This is a genomic window from Acidocella sp. (genome assembly GCF_052326845.1).
Taxonomy (GTDB): Bacteria; Pseudomonadota; Alphaproteobacteria; order Acetobacterales; family Acetobacteraceae; genus Acidocella.
Map to the genome: position 1 here is coordinate 1 of NZ_JBKQJR010000172.1, position 18545 is coordinate 18545.

The 18545-nt window shown below is 66.9% G+C and carries 15 protein-coding genes and 1 other RNA gene; 1 reads left to right on the forward strand and 15 read right to left on the reverse strand.

Features of this window, described 5'->3' with window-relative positions; genetic code table 11:
• From murC to ACLPJJ_RS11890, 15 genes are all read right to left on the reverse strand, one after another.
• Positions 1 to 1009 (reverse strand): UDP-N-acetylmuramate--L-alanine ligase (gene murC, locus ACLPJJ_RS11820; RefSeq protein WP_443591174.1); only part of this gene is annotated, 1009 nt, incomplete at its 3' end.
• On the reverse strand, positions 1006 to 2112 hold the full coding sequence (gene murG / locus ACLPJJ_RS11825) for an undecaprenyldiphospho-muramoylpentapeptide beta-N-acetylglucosaminyltransferase (protein WP_443591175.1): 1107 nt from the start codon (positions 2110 to 2112) through the stop codon (positions 1006 to 1008). The genes murG and murC, both read right to left, overlap by 4 nt.
• Positions 2109 to 3224, reverse strand: a complete 1116-nt coding sequence (locus ACLPJJ_RS11830; protein ID WP_443591176.1) for an FtsW/RodA/SpoVE family cell cycle protein — start codon at positions 3222 to 3224, stop codon at positions 2109 to 2111. The genes murG and ACLPJJ_RS11830 overlap by 4 nt, the downstream gene beginning before the upstream one ends.
• The gene (murD, locus tag ACLPJJ_RS11835; protein ID WP_443591177.1) at positions 3224 to 4510 is read right to left on the reverse strand and encodes a UDP-N-acetylmuramoyl-L-alanine--D-glutamate ligase; all 1287 of its coding nucleotides are present in this window, start codon (positions 4508 to 4510) and stop codon (positions 3224 to 3226) included. Before murD ends, ACLPJJ_RS11830 begins: the two co-directional genes overlap by 1 nt.
• The gene (gene mraY / locus ACLPJJ_RS11840) at positions 4507 to 5595 is read right to left on the reverse strand and encodes a phospho-N-acetylmuramoyl-pentapeptide-transferase (RefSeq protein WP_443591178.1); all 1089 of its coding nucleotides are present in this window, start codon (positions 5593 to 5595) and stop codon (positions 4507 to 4509) included. Before mraY ends, murD begins: the two co-directional genes overlap by 4 nt.
• Positions 5595 to 6929 (reverse strand): UDP-N-acetylmuramoyl-tripeptide--D-alanyl-D-alanine ligase, encoded by a 1335-nt coding sequence (locus tag ACLPJJ_RS11845; RefSeq protein ID WP_443591179.1) that lies wholly within the window; start codon positions 6927 to 6929, stop codon positions 5595 to 5597. The genes mraY and ACLPJJ_RS11845 overlap by 1 nt, the downstream gene beginning before the upstream one ends.
• Positions 6926 to 8308: a UDP-N-acetylmuramoyl-L-alanyl-D-glutamate--2,6-diaminopimelate ligase gene (locus tag ACLPJJ_RS11850; protein ID WP_443591180.1), complete on the reverse strand. Its 1383-nt coding sequence runs from the start codon at positions 8306 to 8308 to the stop codon at positions 6926 to 6928. The genes ACLPJJ_RS11845 and ACLPJJ_RS11850 overlap by 4 nt, the downstream gene beginning before the upstream one ends.
• Positions 8295 to 10361 (reverse strand): peptidoglycan D,D-transpeptidase FtsI family protein, encoded by a 2067-nt coding sequence (locus tag ACLPJJ_RS11855; protein ID WP_443591181.1) that lies wholly within the window; start codon positions 10359 to 10361, stop codon positions 8295 to 8297. The genes ACLPJJ_RS11850 and ACLPJJ_RS11855 overlap by 14 nt, the downstream gene beginning before the upstream one ends.
• A complete protein-coding gene (gene ftsL / locus ACLPJJ_RS11860; RefSeq protein WP_443591182.1) occupies positions 10358 to 11098 on the reverse strand; it encodes a cell division protein FtsL in 741 nt (246 codons plus the stop codon). The genes ACLPJJ_RS11855 and ftsL overlap by 4 nt, the downstream gene beginning before the upstream one ends.
• On the reverse strand, positions 11095 to 12030 hold the full coding sequence (gene rsmH / locus ACLPJJ_RS11865) for a 16S rRNA (cytosine(1402)-N(4))-methyltransferase RsmH (RefSeq protein ID WP_443591183.1): 936 nt from the start codon (positions 12028 to 12030) through the stop codon (positions 11095 to 11097). The genes ftsL and rsmH overlap by 4 nt, the downstream gene beginning before the upstream one ends.
• Positions 12027 to 12473 carry a division/cell wall cluster transcriptional repressor MraZ gene (locus ACLPJJ_RS11870; RefSeq protein WP_443591184.1) on the reverse strand — a complete coding sequence of 149 codons (447 nt, stop codon included), beginning with the start codon at positions 12471 to 12473 and terminating at the stop codon, positions 12027 to 12029. The genes rsmH and ACLPJJ_RS11870 overlap by 4 nt, the downstream gene beginning before the upstream one ends.
• Positions 12474 to 12720: 247 nt before the next feature.
• Positions 12721 to 13106: RNase P RNA component class A (gene rnpB / locus ACLPJJ_RS11875), an RNA gene on the reverse strand.
• 23 nt (positions 13107 to 13129) lie between these two features.
• Entirely contained in the window at positions 13130 to 13792 is a 663-nt protein-coding gene (locus ACLPJJ_RS11880; protein ID WP_443591185.1) for an N-acetylmuramoyl-L-alanine amidase, read from the reverse strand.
• Positions 13789 to 14427, reverse strand: coding sequence for a LysE family translocator (locus ACLPJJ_RS11885; RefSeq protein WP_443591186.1), 639 nt, complete (start codon positions 14425 to 14427; stop codon positions 13789 to 13791). The genes ACLPJJ_RS11880 and ACLPJJ_RS11885 overlap by 4 nt, the downstream gene beginning before the upstream one ends.
• Before the next feature lies 1 nt (position 14428).
• The gene (locus tag ACLPJJ_RS11890) at positions 14429 to 15202 is read right to left on the reverse strand and encodes a TerB family tellurite resistance protein (protein ID WP_443591187.1); all 774 of its coding nucleotides are present in this window, start codon (positions 15200 to 15202) and stop codon (positions 14429 to 14431) included.
• Positions 15203 to 15277: 75 nt separating this feature from the next.
• Between ACLPJJ_RS11890 and ACLPJJ_RS11895 the strand changes: the two genes are divergently transcribed.
• Positions 15278 to 18545 (forward strand): hydantoinase B/oxoprolinase family protein (locus ACLPJJ_RS11895; protein WP_443591188.1); only part of this gene is annotated, 3268 nt, incomplete at its 3' end.

Here is an 18545-nt window from a genome sequence, read left to right on the forward strand (position 1 = left end):
CATCGATCACGGTCACCCCGCCGGCCTCGCCGGTCTTGGTGAAACGCCGCTTCACCCCCGCGAACCCGGCCAGGGCCGTCTTGATGCGCTGCTCGTCGATCTCCATCTCCACCGCCACGGCGATGGCCGCCAGCGCGTTGGAGACGTTATGGTTGCCCAGCATCGGCAGCTTGAACGGCCCCATCCGGCGCGCCCGGCCGGTGATACGGTCGGAGATGCGCACCTCGAAGCTGGCACCGTCCTTCGAGGAGATGATGCGCTCGGCGCGCACATCCGCCTGCGGTGAAAACCCGTAGGTGACGACACGATGGTCCGAGAGCGACGGGATCATCTGCTGCACCGCCGGATGGTCGATACACAGCACCGCGAAGCCGTAGAACGGAATGTTGGAGACGAATTGCCGGTACGCGGCTTCCATCGCCTCCTTGGTATGCCAATGGTCCAGATGTTCCGGGTCCATGTTGGTGACGATAGAGATGACCGCCGGCAGGCGCAGGAAACTGCCATCGGATTCATCGGCTTCGACCACCATCCAGTCGCCCTTGCCCAGGCGCGTGTTGGAACCATAGGCGTTGATGATGCCGCCATTGATGACGGTCGGGTCGAACCCAGCACCTTCCAGCACCGCCGCCACCAGCGAGGTCGTGGTGGTCTTGCCGTGCGTGCCGCCAATGGCCACGGCCCATTTCAGCCGCATCAGCTCGGCCAGCATTTCCGCGCGCCGCACCACGGGGATCAGCTTGCGCCGCGCCGCCAGCACTTCGGGGTTGTCCTTCGGCACGGCGGTGGAGATCACCACCACCTGCGCGGCACCCAGGTTTTTCGCGTCATGCCCGATGGCGACGGGAATCCCCGCCTTGCGCAGGCGCAGCACGTTGGCGTTCTCGGCGATATCCGAACCCTGCACCTGGTAGCCCAGCTCGTGCAGCACCTCGGCGATGCCGGACATGCCGATGCCGCCAATGCCAACAAAATGCAGCGGCCCGATGGAAAGCGGCAGCGCCCTCATGCCACGGCTCCTTGTTGTACGAGGTCAGCCAGCTTTGCTGCGGCGTCCACACGCCCGGCCTGCGCGCACAGCACGGCGGCATTTGTCAGAGAATCAGAATCCATCAACAAGGTCTCAATCTTTTCAGCCAATATTTCGGGAGTCAGCCCGGCCTGGTCCAACCGCCACGCCCCGCCCGCCGCAGCCAGCGCATCGGCATTGGCGCGCTGGTGGTCGTCGATCGCCGTGGGCAGCGGAATGAAAATCGCCGGACGCCCCGCCACAGCGATCTCCGCCACGGTGGAGGCCCCTGCCCGCGCGATGACGAGATGCGCCTTGGCCAGCAGCGAAGCGACATCGGTAAAGAACGGCGACAGCTCGGCGGAAATCCCCGCCAGCTTGAACACCTGCCGCGTGGCCTCGATCTCCTCCACCCGGCATTGCTGCGTCACATGCAGCCGGCGGCGCAACGCCTCGGGTAGCCGCGCCAGCGCCTCGGGGATCAGCGTGCCGAACACCTTCGCACCCAGCGAACCGCCGAGCACCAGCAGCTCGATGCGCTCTTCCGGCGCGGTGTAACCCTCGCCGTACAACGCCACGATGGGCTGGCGCACCGGATTGCCCAGCACGCGCGTCTTCACGCTCCTCGGCACCAGCTTGGTGTTGGCGAAGTTCAGCGCCAGCACATCGGCAAAGCGCGCGAGCAGCTTGTTCGCCCGGCCCAGCACCGCGTTCTGCTCGTGCAGGATCACGCGCGGCTTGCCCATGAATATCGTCGCCGCCGCCAGCACCGGCGGCACGGATGGATAGCCGCCAAACGCCACCACGGCGGAAGGCCGCAACTGGCGCAGCAGGCCCCGCGCCTCGAACACACCGCGCAGCAGCGCCAACGCACCTTGGACCGCGCGCTTGAGCCCGCGCCCGGAGAGCCCGGCGCCCGAAATCACATGCCGCTCGGCCCGCGCGAATACCGGCGAGGCCAGCCCGCCGGAGCGCGCATCAGTCAGCAGCACCACGCGCTCGCCCCGCGCCAGCAACTCCGCCGCCAGCGCCTCGGCCGGATAGAAATGGCCGCCCGTGCCGCCAGCCGCGATCACAACAGGTTTCGGCGTCCCGGCTCTCATGCGCCCTCCCCGGCATGACGCTTGCGCGTCAATGCCAACAGGAAGCCCATCTGGGTGGACACGGCCAGCGCCGAACTGCCGCCATAGGAGAGGAACGGCAGCGTCATGCCCTTTGTGGGAATCAGCGACAGCGACGACGCCATGTTCACGAAGGCCTGCAGCCCGAAGCCGACGACCAGACCGCCCGCCGCCAGCACCACGAACAGGTTAGGCTCCGCCAGCAGCCGGAACAGCGCCCGGAGCACGATGGCGGCGAACACCAGGATGATGAAGGCGCAGAAGAACAGCCCGAACTCCTCGCCCGCCACGGCGAACACGAAGTCCGCGCGCGCATCCGGCAGGAAGTGCTTCACCTGCCCCTCGCCCGGCCCGAGCCCCCACATGCCGCCATTGCCGAAGGCCATCAGCGCCGTCTGCGCCTGGCTGCCCTTCGGCGGGTCGATGAACATCATCACGCGCGTATGCACATGGCCGATGAAGAAGAACGCATAGACCAGCGCCAGCACCACCACCACGCAAGCGATGCCGAGCCATTTCATGTCCATGCCGTCGAGATAGAATTGCGCCAGCACGACCATGGTGAACAGGAAGGTCATGCCGATATCCGGCTGCATCTTCAGCACCAGCGCGGTGAGCAGATACACGCCCAACGCAGCCCTCTTGCCCGGGAACCGCGGCGTACGGTGCGATTCCGCGATCAGCCAGGCGGTGATGATGACGAAGGCCGGACGCAGGAACTCGCTCGGCTGGACGGTAAAGCCCGGCAAGGCAAGCCAGCGGTTGGCGCCGTCCACCTCAGTGCCATGCATCAGGGTAAAGCCGGTGAGCAGGAAGAACACGATGCCGATCCCCAGCGCCGCCAGCTTCACCTGGCGCAGGGAGAGCATGGACATGCCCAGCATCGTCACCCCGCTGAGGATGAGGAAGAGGATCTGCTTGATCATCGCCAGCGTGTGCGGGTCGGTGATATGCGTGGTCACGCCGGGCATCGCCGCCAGCGCCAGCACATAGCCGATGCCGAGCAGGATCGCGAGGCCAAGCAGCGTGAGGCGGTCCACGCTCCACCACCAGCGGCCCAGTATCGAGGTATCGGCGCGGGAGAGCGGGCGCATCAGGCAGCAACTCCCTTGGCCAGCCTGGCGAACTCATCGCCGCGCACCTCGAAATTCGGGAACTGGTCGAAGCTCGCCGCGGCCGGGGAGAACAGCACGACCCCCGCCCCCGCCTTCGCCGCCTCGAAAGCCAAGGGCAGCGCCGCTTCCAGCGTGCCCGCATACTCGTTCGCCACGCCGTGCTGGCTCAGCTTGGCGGCAAAGGCCCGGCCATCCTGGCCGATCAGGAACGCCTTCTCGATGCGCGGGAAGAACGGTTCCAGATCGTCGATCCCGCCCGCCTTGGCCACGCCGCCCGCGATCCACACGAAGCGATCGTAACAGGCCATGGCGCGGCTGGCGGCGTCGGCATTGGTCGCCTTGCTGTCATTGATGAAGCGCACGCCTTCGCGCTGCGCCACCTCCTGCGCCCGGTGCGCGAGGCCAGGGAAGCTGGCGATCCCCTCGGCGATCGCCGCCTCGCCCACGCCCAGCGCCCGCGCCAGCGCGGCAGCGGCTTCGGCGTTCTGCGCGTTGTGCTCGCCCGGCAGCGCCTTGGCGCCCGTGGCCTGGCCCAGCCCGGAAATCCGCACAACCTTGGCCGGCTGGGTCTGAAGCCAGTCCGCCATCTCGCGCGAGGGCTCGTCATCCACCCCGATCACCGCCGTGCAGCTGCCATCCTGTCGCGCGAAGATCTCCCGCTTGGCGGCGGCGTAGCCGGCCATGTCCCCGTGGCGGTCCAGATGGTCGGGAGAAAGATTCAGCATCACCGCGGCATCAAACCGGAATGTCACGATTCGTTCCAACATATAGCTGGACATTTCGAGCACATAGACGCCGTCATCCGGCAAAATCGGCAAGGAAAGCGCCGCCGGACCCAGATTCGCCCCCGCCGCGTGCGGCACCCCGGCCACGTTGAGGATATGCGCCAGCAGCGCCGTGGTGGTGGATTTGCCGTTGGTCCCGGTAATCCCGGCGAAACGCGCCTTGGAGCCCAGCCCCCGCACCGCCTGGTAGAGCAACTCGGCGTCGGTGAGCACCGGCACGCCATGCGCCAATGCCCAGACGGCTTCCGGGTGCGGCTTGGGCAGAATGTGCGGAATACCGGGCGAAAGCACCACGGCGTCCAGCTTTCCGGTCACTTCCGACGGCTTGACGGCAGCGAACCCCGAAGCCGCCTCGCGCGACGCCGCGTTATCGTCCCACACGAACACCTCGGCGCCGAACTCGCGCAGGCGAAGCGCTGCCGGCAGCCCGGCCCGCCCGAGCCCAAGCACCGCGAAACGTTGGCTAGAGAACACGCTCATCGGATTTTCAGGGTGGCCAGCCCCACCAGCCCCAGGATCATCGAGATGATCCAGAAACGGATGACGATGGTCGGTTCCGCCCAGCCTTTCTTCTCGAAATGATGGTGCAGCGGCGCCATCAGGAACACGCGCCTGCCGGTCCGCTTGTACCAGAACACCTGCACGATGACCGAGATGGTCTCCACCACGAACAGCCCGCCGACGATGGCGAGCACGATCTCATTCTTGGTCGCCACGGCCACCGCGCCCAGCGCGCCGCCCAGCGAGAGGGAGCCGGTATCGCCCATGAACACCGCCGCCGGCGGAGCGTTGAACCACAGGAAGCCGAGCCCCGCGCCGATCAACGCCGAGAGGAACACCGCCAACTCGCCCACGCCGGGGATGAAGTTGACCTCCAGATACCCGGCGAAAATCTTGTTACCCACCAGATAGGCGATGAGCGAGAACACCGCGGCGGCGATCATCGTCGGCACGGTGGCGAGGCCATCCAGCCCGTCGGTAAAGTTCACCGCGTTGGCCGAGCCCATGAGCACGAACAGCGCCACGAAGGGAAACAGGAAACCAAACGGAATCAGCAGGCTCTTGAACACCGGCACGGCAAGATCGGTGGCGATCGCGTCGGGCATCAGGTGGATCATCCACACCGCGGCCACCAAGCCGATCAGCCCCTCGCCCAACAGCCGCACCCGGCCCGAAACGCCCTTGGTGTTGCGCTTGGTCAGCTTGAGGAAGTCATCGGCAAAACCGATCCCCCCGTAGCCGAAAGTGACCATCAGCGTCGCCCACACATAGCCGTTGCCAAGATCCGCCCAGAGCAGGGTGGAGAACCCCAGCGCCAGCAGGATCAGCACGCCCCCCATGGTCGGCGTGCCCTTTTTCTCGACCAGATGCCGCTCCGGCCCGTCGGTGCGAATCGGCTGGCCGTGGCGCTGCATGGCTTTCAGGGTGCGGATCACCTTTGGCCCAAGCCAGAAGCTGATGACGAGCGCCGTCAGGCACGCCCCGCCCGCCCGGAAGGTGATGTACCTGAACAGGTTGAAAAAATGCACATGCCCGGCGAGCGGGAAGAGAATCGCGTAAAGCATCAGCCAGGGCTTTCCAGATGCGAGATGACGTCACGCATGCGGCTGCCATAACTTCCTTTAACCAACACGGTGTCGCCGTCCACCAACGCGGCTTTGACCAGCGGAGCCAGGGTAGCGGCGTCAGGCGCATGCGCGCCCTGTTTGGCCGGGGGAAGCGAGTCGAACAAGGTTCTCGTCCAGATTCCGCAGGTAAAAATAACGTCCGCCGCGGCCAGCGCCGCCTCGTGCAACGCCAGGTGTTCCCGCGGCGATTCGTCACCCAACTCCAGCATGTCCCCCAGCACGGCCACGTGCCGCCCAGGTTGCAGCGCCAGCACCGCCAAGGCCGCGCGCATCGAGGCACCGGAGGCATTGTAGCTCTCGTCCAGCAGCAAGACCGTTCCACCGTCCGGCAGCATCAGCTCGCGCCGCGCGCCGCGCCCGGCGAAGGGGGCAAAACCATTCAGCCCCGCGGCGGCCTGCTGCGCGTCCAGCCCCAGCGCCACGGCGGCGGCCAGCACGGCGACGGCATTGCGGGCCATGTGCAGCCCCGGCGCCAGGAGCGTGAAGCGCACCGTGACGCCATGGATTTCAGCTTCTATATCAGAGCCTTCCGCCCCAGCCTTTACGTTCAGCAGGCGAGCCTCCCGGCCGCAGATAACCGCCTGCCGCCCCTTTGGCACCGCTTCGCGCAACAACTGAACAAAGGCCGAATCGCCGGGAATCACCGCCGTGCCGCCCGGCTCCAACCCGCCATAGATCGCGGCCTTCTCCCGCGCGATCGCCTCTTCCGAACCCATCAACCCCAGATGCGCCCTGTCCACGCAGGTCACCACCGCCACGTACGGGCGCACCAGCGCCACCAGCGGGGCAATCTCCCCGGGATGGTTCATGCCGATCTCAAACACCCCGAAATCCACCCCGCGCGGCATCCGTGCCAGGGTCAGCGGCACGCCGATATGGTTGTTGAAGCTGGCCTCGGCCGCGTGCACGGCGCCGAACGCGCCAAGGGTCCGGCGCAGCATCTCCTTGGTCGTGGTCTTGCCTACCGAGCCCGTCACTGCCACGATCTTCGCTTCCGTCCGCGCCCGGGCAGCCGCACCCAGCCGCTCCAGCGCCTTCAGCGTGTCATCCACCACTATGGCGTTGCCCGACATGGGCCGCGAGACCAGCGCCGCCGCCGCGCCCTTGGCGAACGCCGTCTCCACGAAATTATGCCCGTCCCGCTCGCCGGCAAGCGCCACGAACAGATCGCCCGGCTGCAAGGTGCGCGTGTCGATGCTAATGCCGGTCACGTCCCAGCCCCGCTCCACCCCAAACACGGCGCCCAGCTCGGCGGCTGTCCAGAGGCTCATGCGGCGCCTCCCAGCTCGCGGATCACGGCGGCGTCGTCGAACGGGATCACCTCGCCCTTCACGATCTGCCCCTGCTCATGCCCTTTGCCCGCCACCACCAGCACATCGCCGGGGGCCAGACCTTCAAGTGCTGCGGCAATGGCCGCGCGGCGGTCGCCAATCTCCCGCGCCACCGGGCAGGCCGCCAGAATCGCGGCGCGGATCGTGGCCGGGTCCTCGGAGCGCGGGTTGTCGTCGGTCACGATGCACACATCCGCGCCCTTCGCCGCCGCTTCGCCCATCAGCGGGCGCTTGCCGGCATCGCGGTCGCCCCCGGCACCGAACACGATATGCAGCCGCCCGTTGGCATGCGGGCGCAGCGCGCTCAGCACGCGGGCAATGGCATCCGGCGTATGCGCGTAGTCCACGTAGGCGGCGGCGCCGTTCGGCAGCACCAGCGCGCGCTCCAGCCGCCCCCGCACACCTTGCAGCCGCGGCACCAGGGCGAAGGCATCCGCCACCCCCACCGCCTCGGCAAGGCTCGCCGCCAGCATCGCGTTATCGGCCTGGAACCGCCCCGGCAGATGCAGCTCCACGCGCCGCCCGCCACAGATCACCTCTTGCCCGTCCGGCCGGGGGATGACACGCTCCACGGCAACTGCCTCGAACTCAAGCCCTTTCTCGGCGGCGATGGCGCGCAGCCGGGCCAGCACGCCGGGCTCCAGGTCGGCCATCGCCCGTGCCGCAGCACCCCGCTTCATCAGCGTGGAGAACAGCCGGAGCTTGGCCTCGGCATAGGCCTCCATGGTGCCGTGGTAGTCGAGATGATCGCGGGTGAGGTTGGTGAATCCGGCGGCGGCGAAGCGCAGCCCGTCCAGCCGGCTCTGCTCCAGCCCGTGGCTGGAAGCCTCCATCGCCACGTCTGTCACCCCTTCTTCGGCGAGTTCCGCCAGCGTGTTGGCCAGCGTCACCGGGTCCGGCGTGGTCAGGCTTTCTGTCACCGGCCGCCCGGGGGCGATCACCCCCAGCGTGCCGAGCGAGGCCGATTTCCGCCCCGCCAGGGTGAAGATCTGCCGCAGGAAATCCACGGTGCTGGTCTTGCCGTTGGTGCCGGTCACCGCCACCAGCCGCTCGGGCATCTTCCCGGCCAGCTCCACTGCCATCTCCGCCAGGGCCGCGCGCGGCGCGGGCGAGGTGATGAGCCGGCGCGGCGGCACGCCGGGCGGCCATTGCGTGCCCTCGGGCGCCAGCACGGCAATGGCGCCTTTCGCCACGGCGTCGGCGATGAAGCGCCGCCCGTCCACTTTCACCCCCGGCAGGGCCGCGAACACATAGCCCGGCCGCACCGCCCGGCTATCCGCTGTGATGCCGATCACGTCAATCAACTCAGGCCTTCCCATCGCCGTTACTATCCCGCGAAGTCATATGGCTTCCCATCATTGGCGAGACCGGCGCCATGATCCCGTCATGCCGCACATGCGTAACGTGCGAGGCCGATGGCTCCGGCGCCAGCTTGCTGTCCGTATCCGCCTGCGCGGCCGGTGGCGCCGGTGGTGCCGGCGGCTTCGCCCCCATCAGCTCGTAGGCGAAGGGATTCGCCCCCGGCGGCAGCGGATTGTCCGGCCCCAGCGCCCTCTGCCCCGGTGGTGGGGTAGGGGTCAGCGGCACGGTCAACTCCGCGTCGAGCTGCGCCAGCTGGTCACCCGTCGCCGGCATAATGCCCAGCATCGGCCCGATGCGGGCGATGATCCGCGCCACGGTCGGCGCGGCGATCATGCCGCCGGTGGTGAAGCCGTAAGTGGTGGCGTCCGGCTTGGGCTGCAACACCAGCACGTAGATCACGTATTGCGGGTTATCCATGGGGAAAGCCGCCATGAAGGATGCATTGTTGGTGTGCTTCAGATATCCGCCATTCGGCCCCACCACCTGGGCCGTGCCGGTCTTGCCGCCAACCACGTAGCCCGGCACCGCGGCATTCTTGCCTGTGCCGGTCAGCACCACATTGGTCATCAGCTTGCGCATCAGGTCCGATGTGCTTTGCTGCATGACCCGCACACCCTGCGGCTGCTGCCCATCGGGGTCCACTTTCAGCAGTGTCGGGTCGTAGCGAGTGCCGCCATTGACGATCGGCAGCACGGCCGTAATGACCTGCAGCGGACTCACCGCGATGCCCGCGCCGAAGGAGACGGTCATCGTCGCCGCCAGCCCCCAGTTATTGAAGGACGGGAATAGCGGTTTCGGCGGTCCGGGCAACTGGATATCCAGCGGCTGGAAAAATTGCTGTTTGGTGAACCAGGCCTGCTCGATCTTCGGTCCGAGAATGGCGGCGATGCGCGAGGCACCGATATTGGAGGAGACGTTGAGGATCTGCGGCACCGCCATCCACTCATTCGCCGGCTCGAAGTCGGTGATGTGGAAGCGCCCGACTTTCAGCGGATGCGTGGTATCGAAATAATCCCAGTAATGCACCAGGCCGGAATCCAGCGCCATGGAAATGGTCTGCAGCTTGAACACCGAGCCCGGCTCGTAGGTGCCGTTCACGCAGCGGTCGAACTGGCTGTTGCGGTCCGCGCTGCCATAGGCGTTCACGTCGTAATCCGGCAGGCTGGCCATGGCCAAAATCTCGCCCGTATGCGCGTTCATCACGATGGCGCAGGCACCAGGAGCCTGGAACTCCGTCACCGCCGCGGCCAGTTCGTCATGCACGATGCTCTGAATCCCGGCATCGATGGACAGCGCCAGCGGCTGGGTATTGCTGCTGGTCAGCCGCTGCTGGAAATACTGCTCCACACCGGCGACGCCGGTGCCGTCCACCTTCACCCCGCCCAGGATATGCGCGGCCAGGTTGCCGTCCGGGTAGTGCCGCTTCTCGTTATTCTCGAAATACACGCCCGGAATGCCGAGCGAATTCACCGCCAGTTCCTCCTGCGGCGTCAGCTTGCGGTTGAGGTAAACGAATTCCTTGCGCTTCTCGGGAGACACCCCCGCGCCGAGCTTCTGCGCGGTCTGCGCCACGTCGATGTCCGGCATGGCGTTGGCCAGCAACTGAGCTGCCGCCTGCGGGTCCGGCACCTGCTGCGGGTCGGCGTAAAGCTCCGCGCCGGGCAGCGAGACGGCCAGTATGGTGCCGTTACGGTCGGTGATATCCGCGCGCGAGGGCGGCGGCGGCGTCATATCCAGTTGCGGCTGCATGGCGGCGATCTGCGCGGCACTCGGCAGCAGCGGATGCACCACGGTCGACCATGCAAGCTTCGCCGCCAGCACGCCATAGAGCCCGAGGAACAGCAGCGCTGCGATCACCATCCGTCCGCGCGCCTTGTCCAGCACGCGGCGCTGGTCGAGGTCAGGCGCCGTGACCCGAACATTCTCCATCAGCGGCACGGCGCCGCCGCGCGCGGGCGCACCCTTCCGCCGCGAGGGCGGCGGCTGGTCCGGCCGCAAGGTCAGTGTCAATTGGTGCCCCCTTGGGCCATGCCAAGCATGGAGCCACCATCATCGATCGGCATCGAGGCCGGCGCCACGCTGGCCACGGCCCGCACGGACATCACCTGCGCGCCAAGCGGCTCGGCGCGCGGCACGGGAGCGGCGGCAGCGACGTACAGGGACGACGCATTTTCTTCATGCAGCACATGCCCGGGGCGATGGAAGGCATGGTGCGCCACGCCGTCGGCGCTGGCCAGGCGCAGCTGCTGGGCGTGCCTGGCCAGCGGCCTGGGCGCGGATACGGCAACGCGCGCAGCGTTGACGGAAGCCATTTGTACTGGCGCGGCGGAAGCCGCGGCCACCGTCGCCTGAGTTGGGGAAACCGGCGCTGCCGGAGAGGCGGATGCAGGCGCCGCCTGTGCCAGCTGCGGCATGGCGGGCGCCGGGTCAGCCGGGTTCGCCCCCGGCGGCTGGCTGCCCGGCGCGGGCAGGCTGCTGCCCAGGCTGACCAGCGTCGTTAGCTGTCCCGGCTTCATCGGCTGCAGCCCGGTGAACTGCGCCGCCAGCGAGGCCAGGCGGGACGGATCCGCCTCCAGCGCCCACTGCGCCTGCAGCACGCGGATGCTTTGTTCGTCCTGGCGCGTCGCCTGCGTCACCTGTGTAAGCTGGTCGTCCAGCGCCTCGCTATGGTGCTTGACCATGAACAGATACGCACCGGAGAGCGCGAACATCATGCCGCTGATGAGGGTGAAGGACCGTACGATCATGCCGCGAGCCTTTCCATGACCCGCAACTTGGCGCTGCGGGCGCGGGGGTTGGCGTTGAGTTCCGCCGCGCCCGCGGTGACCGGCGTCTTCGTCACCAGAGCGAAGCGGGGCTTGGCCTGGGCCAGTAGCCCGGCCGGGTCATGCCGCGAGGCGCCTGGCAGCCGCCCGGCGCCAGCCGCAAAAAACTGCTTCACGATCCGGTCCTCCAGGGAGTGGAAGCTCACCACGACCAGCCGCCCACCAAGCTTCAACATCGCTGCCGCCTGCTCCAGCGCCGCCTCGACGTCCGTCAGCTCCTCGTTCACGGCAATGCGCAGCGCCTGAAAGCTCCTCGTTGCCGGGTCAAGCCCCGATTTGTCCGCTCTCACGACACTCCGTATCACGCCCGCCAGATCCGACGTTGTTGTGAATTTTTGCACCTTCCGCCGCTCGACGATGGCCTTGGCAACGCGCCGCGCGGCCTTCTCCTCCCCGAACTCATAAAGAATATCCGCCAGCTCGGATTCGGGGCAAAAATTAACGAGCGTTTCGGCATTCATTTCGCTGCTGCCCATTTGCATATTCAAAGGCCCGTCATGGCGAAAAGAAAACCCGCGCGCCGGATCGTCGATCTGATACGAGGAAACGCCAAGGTCGAACACCGCGCCGTCGAGCGCAAAGACCTCGCGCTCCGCCAGCAACTCTGAAATATTGCTGATTCTACCTTCGCAAATCTCGAATCGACCAGGATATTCGCGCTCCAGCTCGCGCCCGCGCGCCACTGCCGCCGGGTCGCGGTCGACGGCGAAGAGCCTGCAATCCGCCGCGTCGAGAATCGCCTTGGCATAACCGCCGCCACCAAAAGTCCCATCCAGATAAACGCCGCCATCGCGCGGCTGGAGCATCGTCACAGCCTCGTCGCGTAGAACCGGAATGTGGGAAAATTCTGTCATCTCGCCGGCACTCCAAAGGCGATCTTCGGCGCCGCGGCGCAGGAAGCCTCAAGGAAGACCCGTCCCGCCTCAGGTTCCCAGATGTGAAAATGGTCGCCACGACCGAGGAAATACACGGCGTCGGCCAGTTTAGCCCGCGCCGCCAGATGCGCCGGGATCATGATCCGCCCCTGCGCATCCAACTCCACCTCCGCCGCTTGGCTGTAAACCACGCTGGCCAGCGCGTAATGCTCCGGGTCGGTCTCGGCCAGTGCGTCCACTTTCTCCTGGAATTTCGCGTAATCCGGCAGCGGCCAGGCCTCCACGCAGCCTTCCAGCAGCGAGGGCCGCAGCACCAGCGTCATCTCCGGCGTGGCCTTCCACACATTGCGGAACGCCGCCGGGACGGAAACCCGTCCCTTCGCATCCAGCTTATTCTCGTGGCTGCCGAAGAGTCGCTTCATCGGGGTTAAACGCGAGGCCTTCCACCACTTTATGGGAAATCGTGGGTTTCTTTCCCACTAGCATGCCACGCTTCCCCCCGTCAAAGAGATTTGCAGGAAACTCCTGCACGAATCGGAACGAATCTCGTGCGCGAAATCTCCGGGTTTTTGCAACAATGTTCTCTATTTGTTCGAGTTTCAGGTACGCGAAACTGCGGCAAATCAATTTCGCTGCCGATCCAAACAATTTGACCAGAACAAAGCAGGAAAATCCAGACGGTCTGTAAGCCGGGTTCTGTCCACACCGCAAGGGTGCTGGACGGCCATTCATCTGGGACGGACGTTACCGCCCGCCTCGCGCGACCAACCCGGGCGGCGAACCGGAAATCGTTCCGCGCCCATGCTCACGCACGGCGCCGGCCACCCCTATTCGGTCTTGCTCCTGGTGGGGTTTACCCTGCCCTCGCTGTTACCAGAGAGGCGGTGCGCTCTTACCGCACCATTTCACCCTTACCTTGGGCGAACCCGAAGGCGGTATGTTTCTGTGGCACTGTCCCTGGGGTCGCCCCCGCCGGCTGTTAGCCGGCACCGTATTTCCGTGGAGCCCGGACTTTCCTCCCGTGGTTTCCCACCGGCGGCCGTCCAACCGTCTGGAACGCCCTCCCTACTCCCGGCGCTTAGGCGCGGTCAACCAGCGCGCGCAGCGCGGCGGCCCGCCCCCCGGTTGCGAAGTCCACAACACCACTCAGATTCTGCGGCAAAAAATGCCTCTGGAACGCCAACACCACATCACGTTCCGGCAGGCTCACGTCGTAGCCGATGGCGGCGAGATCCGCCCGCACATTACCGGGCGAGGCAAATTCATCCGTCCACACGCCAATGCCCGCCTCCGCCAGCCCCTTCCAGCCGAACAACTCGCCCGGGTCCTGCTTGCGGTTGGGGGCGATGTCTGAATGCGCGACGACGTTGCGCGCCGGGATAGGGTGGCGCGAGAGTATGCCCCGGCAAAGCTCGCGCACCGCGTCCATCTGCGCCGCCGGAAACGGCCTGTAGCCCCATTCATGCCCGGGATTGACGATCTCGATCCCGACCGAGGCGCCGTTCAGCATCCTGTGCCCGCGCCAATAGGAAATGCCGGCGTGCCAGGCGCGCTTTTCCTCGGGCACCAGGCAATAGACCGTGCCGTCCTCATCCACCACGTAATGCGAGGATACCTTGGCCTCCGGCGAGCGCAGCAGGTCGATGGCCGACTGCGCCGTGGGCATGCCCGTGTAATGCAGCACGAGGAATTCCACCGCCGCGTCGCGCTCGTCGAAATTCGGTGAGGGCCGCAGGATCATGCCACTAGCCTCCTTGTCATCAGCAGGTCCAATCCCAGGGCGAGCATCAGCCCGCCCGCCCCCTGGCGCACGCGCGCGATCATCTCCCCGCGCCCGGACAAGGAACCGCGCACCGCCCCCGCCGCCAGCGCCACCGCGAGGTCGGCGCTGGTGTTCAGCGCCACGGAGACCAGCCCAAGTGCTGCGAACTGCAGCGCCACATGCCCGCGCGAAAGATCGACGAATTGCGGCAGGAAAGCCAGAAAAAACGCCGCCGTCTTGGGGTTCAGCGCCTCGACGAAGATGCCATCCACCACCGCCCGTCGCGGATTGGCGGGCAGCACGTCCACCGCCTGCAGCATCGCGGCATCCCGCCGCGCGCTTCGGATCATGCCAATGCCCATCCACACCAGATACACCGCCCCGGCCAGCTTCATCAGCGCGAACAGCTTGGCGCTGGCCAGCACGATGGCCGACACACCCGCCGCCCCGGCGGCGACATGGACCATGCCGCCAATCCCCGTCCCGGCGCCGGAGGCCAGCCCCTCCAGCCGCCCAGCGGCCAGGCTGCGGGTGCTCACGTAAAAGATGCTCGGCCCCGGCAGCAGCGCCAGCACCAGCGCCGCCGCAAGAAACACCTGGAAATTCTGGAACATTCTAGAGCCGCCGCTCGCGCTTGATGGCATCGTAGGCGGCGTTGATCCGCGCCACCTTCTCCGAGGCCAGCTTGATCCGCGCAACTGACGCCCCCTGCGAGGCCAGCACATCCGGATGGTGCTCGCGCACAAGCTGCTTCCACCGTGCACGTATCTCCTCGGCGGTGGCGCTGCGGCGCAGGCCGAGCACGGAATAGGCGTCCCCGGTGGGCTGGGGCGCCGCCACGCCGCCCGAGGCCCGGCGCATCGCCGCCTCGTCCAGCCGGAAGGCAAAGCCCACCCGCCCCAGGAAATCCGCCTCCGCCCCGTTCAGCGGGCCATCGGCGCGGGCGATCTGGTACAGCCCGGCCAGCACCTGCTCCAATATTCCCCGGCTATCGGAAAACACTTGGCCAAGCTGCGTCGCGTAGCTCTCGAAGCCTTCGGTGCTGTCGCGCGCGCTGTCGAACAGCCGCCCCACCTCGGCGACATTCTCCGGCGGAATGGCGAAGCTGCGCTTGAACGCGTCAATCTCCAGCCGGCTCACCGGGCCGTCGCATTTGGCCAGCTTGGCGGCCAGCACCGTCACACCGACGGCGAAGAGCTGGTCCCGCCCGCCCAGCATGGCCGTGAGCCTGGCGCTGTCGAACGGCATCACGCGGTCGCCGAAGAAGGAGAAAGCGTGAAACCGCCCCTCATCCGCCGCGTGGCCCAGCGCCGCGCCGAACAGCGCGCCCACCGGCCCGCCCATAGCGAACCCGGCCATGCCACCGATGAACTTGCCCCAGTAACTCATGCGCCCAGTCTAGCACGCCCTTGAACCCGGCCCAACAATCGGACATCAACCAGGGCGACATTTTTGGGCAGGCGCATGAGCTGGCAGTTCTGGATCGATCGCGGCGGCACATTCACCGACATTGTCGCGTGCTCCCCCGGCGGCAAGCTGGCGACGAAGAAGCTCCTGTCGGAGAACCTGGAGCGATACCGCGATGCCGCGATCGAGGGTATCCGCGAATTCCTCGGCCTTAAACCCGGTGAAGCAATCCCCATCGGTGCCATCGCCAGCGTGAAGATGGGCACCACCGTGGCCACCAACGCGCTGCTGGAGCGCAAGGGCGCGCGCACGCTGCTGCTCATCAACCGGGGCTTCAGGGACGTGCTGCGCATCGGCAACCAGGCCCGCCCGCGCTTGTTCGACCTCGACATCCAGCTCCCCTCAATGCTGTACGAGCGCGTGGCCGAGGTGCAAGGCCGCGTTTCCGTGCAAGGCGAGGAGATCGAGCCCCTGGACGAAGCTTCCGCCCTGGCCGCCCTGCGCGCGGCGCGGGAGGACGGGATCGAGGCCGTCGCCATCGCGCTCATCCATGCCTGGAAATTCCCGCACATGGAGCGGCGCCTCGGCGTGCTGGCGGCCCAGGCCGGGTTCAAGCAAATCTCGCTCTCGCACATCGCCAGCCCCCTGCTGCGCCTGGTTCCGCGCGCCGACACCACGGTGGCCGACGCCTATCTCTCGCCTATTCTGCTGCACTACATCGCCCAAGTTTCCGAAGGGCTAAATAATTCACCGCTCTACTTCATGCAGTCGCATGGCGGACTGGCGCGGGCGGACGCCTTCACCGGCAAGGATGCCATCCTCTCCGGCCCGGCGGGCGGCATTGTCGGCGCCGTGCGCACTGCCGCCGCCGCGGGGTTTTCCGCCGTCATCGGCTTCGACATGGGCGGCACCAGCACCGATGTCGCGCTGTACGATGGCGCCTTCCAGCGCAGCCTGGAGACGGAAATCGCCGGGGTGCGGCTGCGCGCGCCGATGCTCGCCATCAATACCGTGGCGGCGGGCGGCGGCTCCATCCTGAGCTTCGACGGCGCCCGCCTGCGCGCTGGGCCCAAGAGCGCGGGCGCGAACCCAGGCCCTGCCTGTTACCGCAAAGGCGGCCCGCTTACCGTGACGGACGCCAACGTACTGCTCGGCAAGATCCTGCCCGCGCATTTCCCCGCCATTTTCGGCCCCGATGGCGACCAGCCTCTGGACGCCGCCATTGTGCGCGAAAAATTCACCGCCCTGGCGGCGGAGGTGGGCAACCTCACGCCGGAGCAACTGGCGGAAGGCTTCATCCAGATCGCGGTGGCCAACATGGCGCAGGCCATCCGCCAGATTTCCGTGCGGAAGGGCCTCAACCCGGCGGATTTCGCCCTGGTCTGCTTCGGCGGCGCGGGCGGGCAACATGCCTGCGCGGTGGCCGACGAGCTGGGCATGGACCGCGTGTTCATCCATCCGCTCGCCGGCGTGCTGTCGGCGTATGGCATCGGCCTGTCCGATTTCTCGCTGATGCGCGAGCAGGCGGTGGAAACGCCCTTCACCCCGCAGGCCATGGAGCCGCTGGCGCAAACCGCCGCGCGTTTGGCCGAAGAAGCTAAAACCGCCCTGCGCGCGCAAAACCCCGACGCCACGGTGAGCCACACCGCCACCATCCTGCTGCGCTACGCGGGAACCGACACCGCGCTGCCCGTTGAATTATGCGAATTCAACGGGATGGCGCAGAAATTCACCGCCGCGCATCAGCGCCTGTTCGGCTTCGTCACGCCGGAAAAGCCGCTGGTGGCCGAGACCGTATTGGTGGAAGCCAGTGCCCCTGGCGAGGCGCTCACCGAACCCGAGATCGCCGCCAGCCCGCTCCCCGCCCCGCTGGAAACCGTCCGGATGTTCACCGGCGGCCAAGCCCAGCCCACCCCGGTATACGACCGCGACGCCCTCGGCGCGGGCGCGAAGATCCCCGGCCCGGCGATCCTGAAGGAGGCCAATGCCACCACGGTGATCGAACCGGGCTGGACCGCCGAGATCACGGCGAAAAACCACTGCATCCTGCACCGCACCGCCGCGCGTGAAAACGCCGTCATCGCCGACGCGGCAAAGCCAGACCCGGTGCTGCTGGAACTCTTCGCCAACCTGTTCATGTCCATCGCCGAGCAGGCGGGCGCGGTGCTGCGCAACACGGCGCAGAGCGTGAACATCAAGGAAAGGCTGGATTTTTCCTGCGCGATTTTCGACGCCGCGGGCAATCTCGTCGCCAACGCCCCGCATGTGCCGGTGCATCTGGGCGCCATGGGCGCCTCCGTCCGGCATGTCATCGCCCTGCGCGGAAACACGCTCCGCCCCGGTGACGCGGTGGCCCTGAACAACCCCTACGCCGGAGGAACCCACCTCCCCGATATTACCCTCATCACCCCGGTTTTCGACGAAACCGGCACGGAAATCCGCTTCTTCACCGCCTGCCGTGGCCACCATGCCGATATCGGCGGGCTCACCCCCGGCTCCACCCCGCCCTTCTCAAAAACACTGGAAGAAGAAGGGGTTGTCATCGACAATTTCCTGCTCCTTTCAGGCGGCGCATTCCAGGAACAGGAATTCCGCGCCATCCTCGCCGGGGCCAGATACCCGGCCCGCAACCCGGACCAGAACGTGGCCGACATCAAGGCGCAGATCGCCGCCAACGCCACCGCCGCCAACGCGCTTGGGGCCATTGTGTCCCGCTACGGCTGGGCAGTGGTCGCCAACTACATGCGCCACGTGATGGACAATGCCGAGGCCGCCATTCGCGCCGCCATCCTGCGCCTGCGCGATGCCGATTTCGCCTACACCATGGATGACGGCACGCCGCTGCGTGTGTCGCTGCGCATCGACCGCGCCACGGCCAGTGCCACGGTGGATTTCACCGGCACCGGCCCGGCCGGGCAGAATAATTTCAACGCGCCCAAGGCCGTCACCACCGCGGCGGCGCTGTACGCCTTCCGCTGCCTCACCGGCACCGATCTCCCGCTGAACGAAGGCTGCCTCAAGCCACTCACCATCATCATCCCCGTGGGCTCCTTCCTCGCCCCGCCACCCGGCTCGGCCGTGGTCGCGGGCAATACCGAGGTTTCCCAGGCCGTTACCGTGGCCCTGCTCGGCGCCATGGGGGCCTGCGCCTCCGCCCAGGCGACGATGAACAATTTCCTGTTCGGCAATGCCCGCCACCAGTATTACGAGACGATCTGCGGCGGCGCCGGGGCTGGGCCCGGCTTTAATGGCTGTTCCGCCGTACACACGCACATGACCAACACCCGCATCACCGACCCCGAGGTGCTGGAGCTGCGCTTCCCCG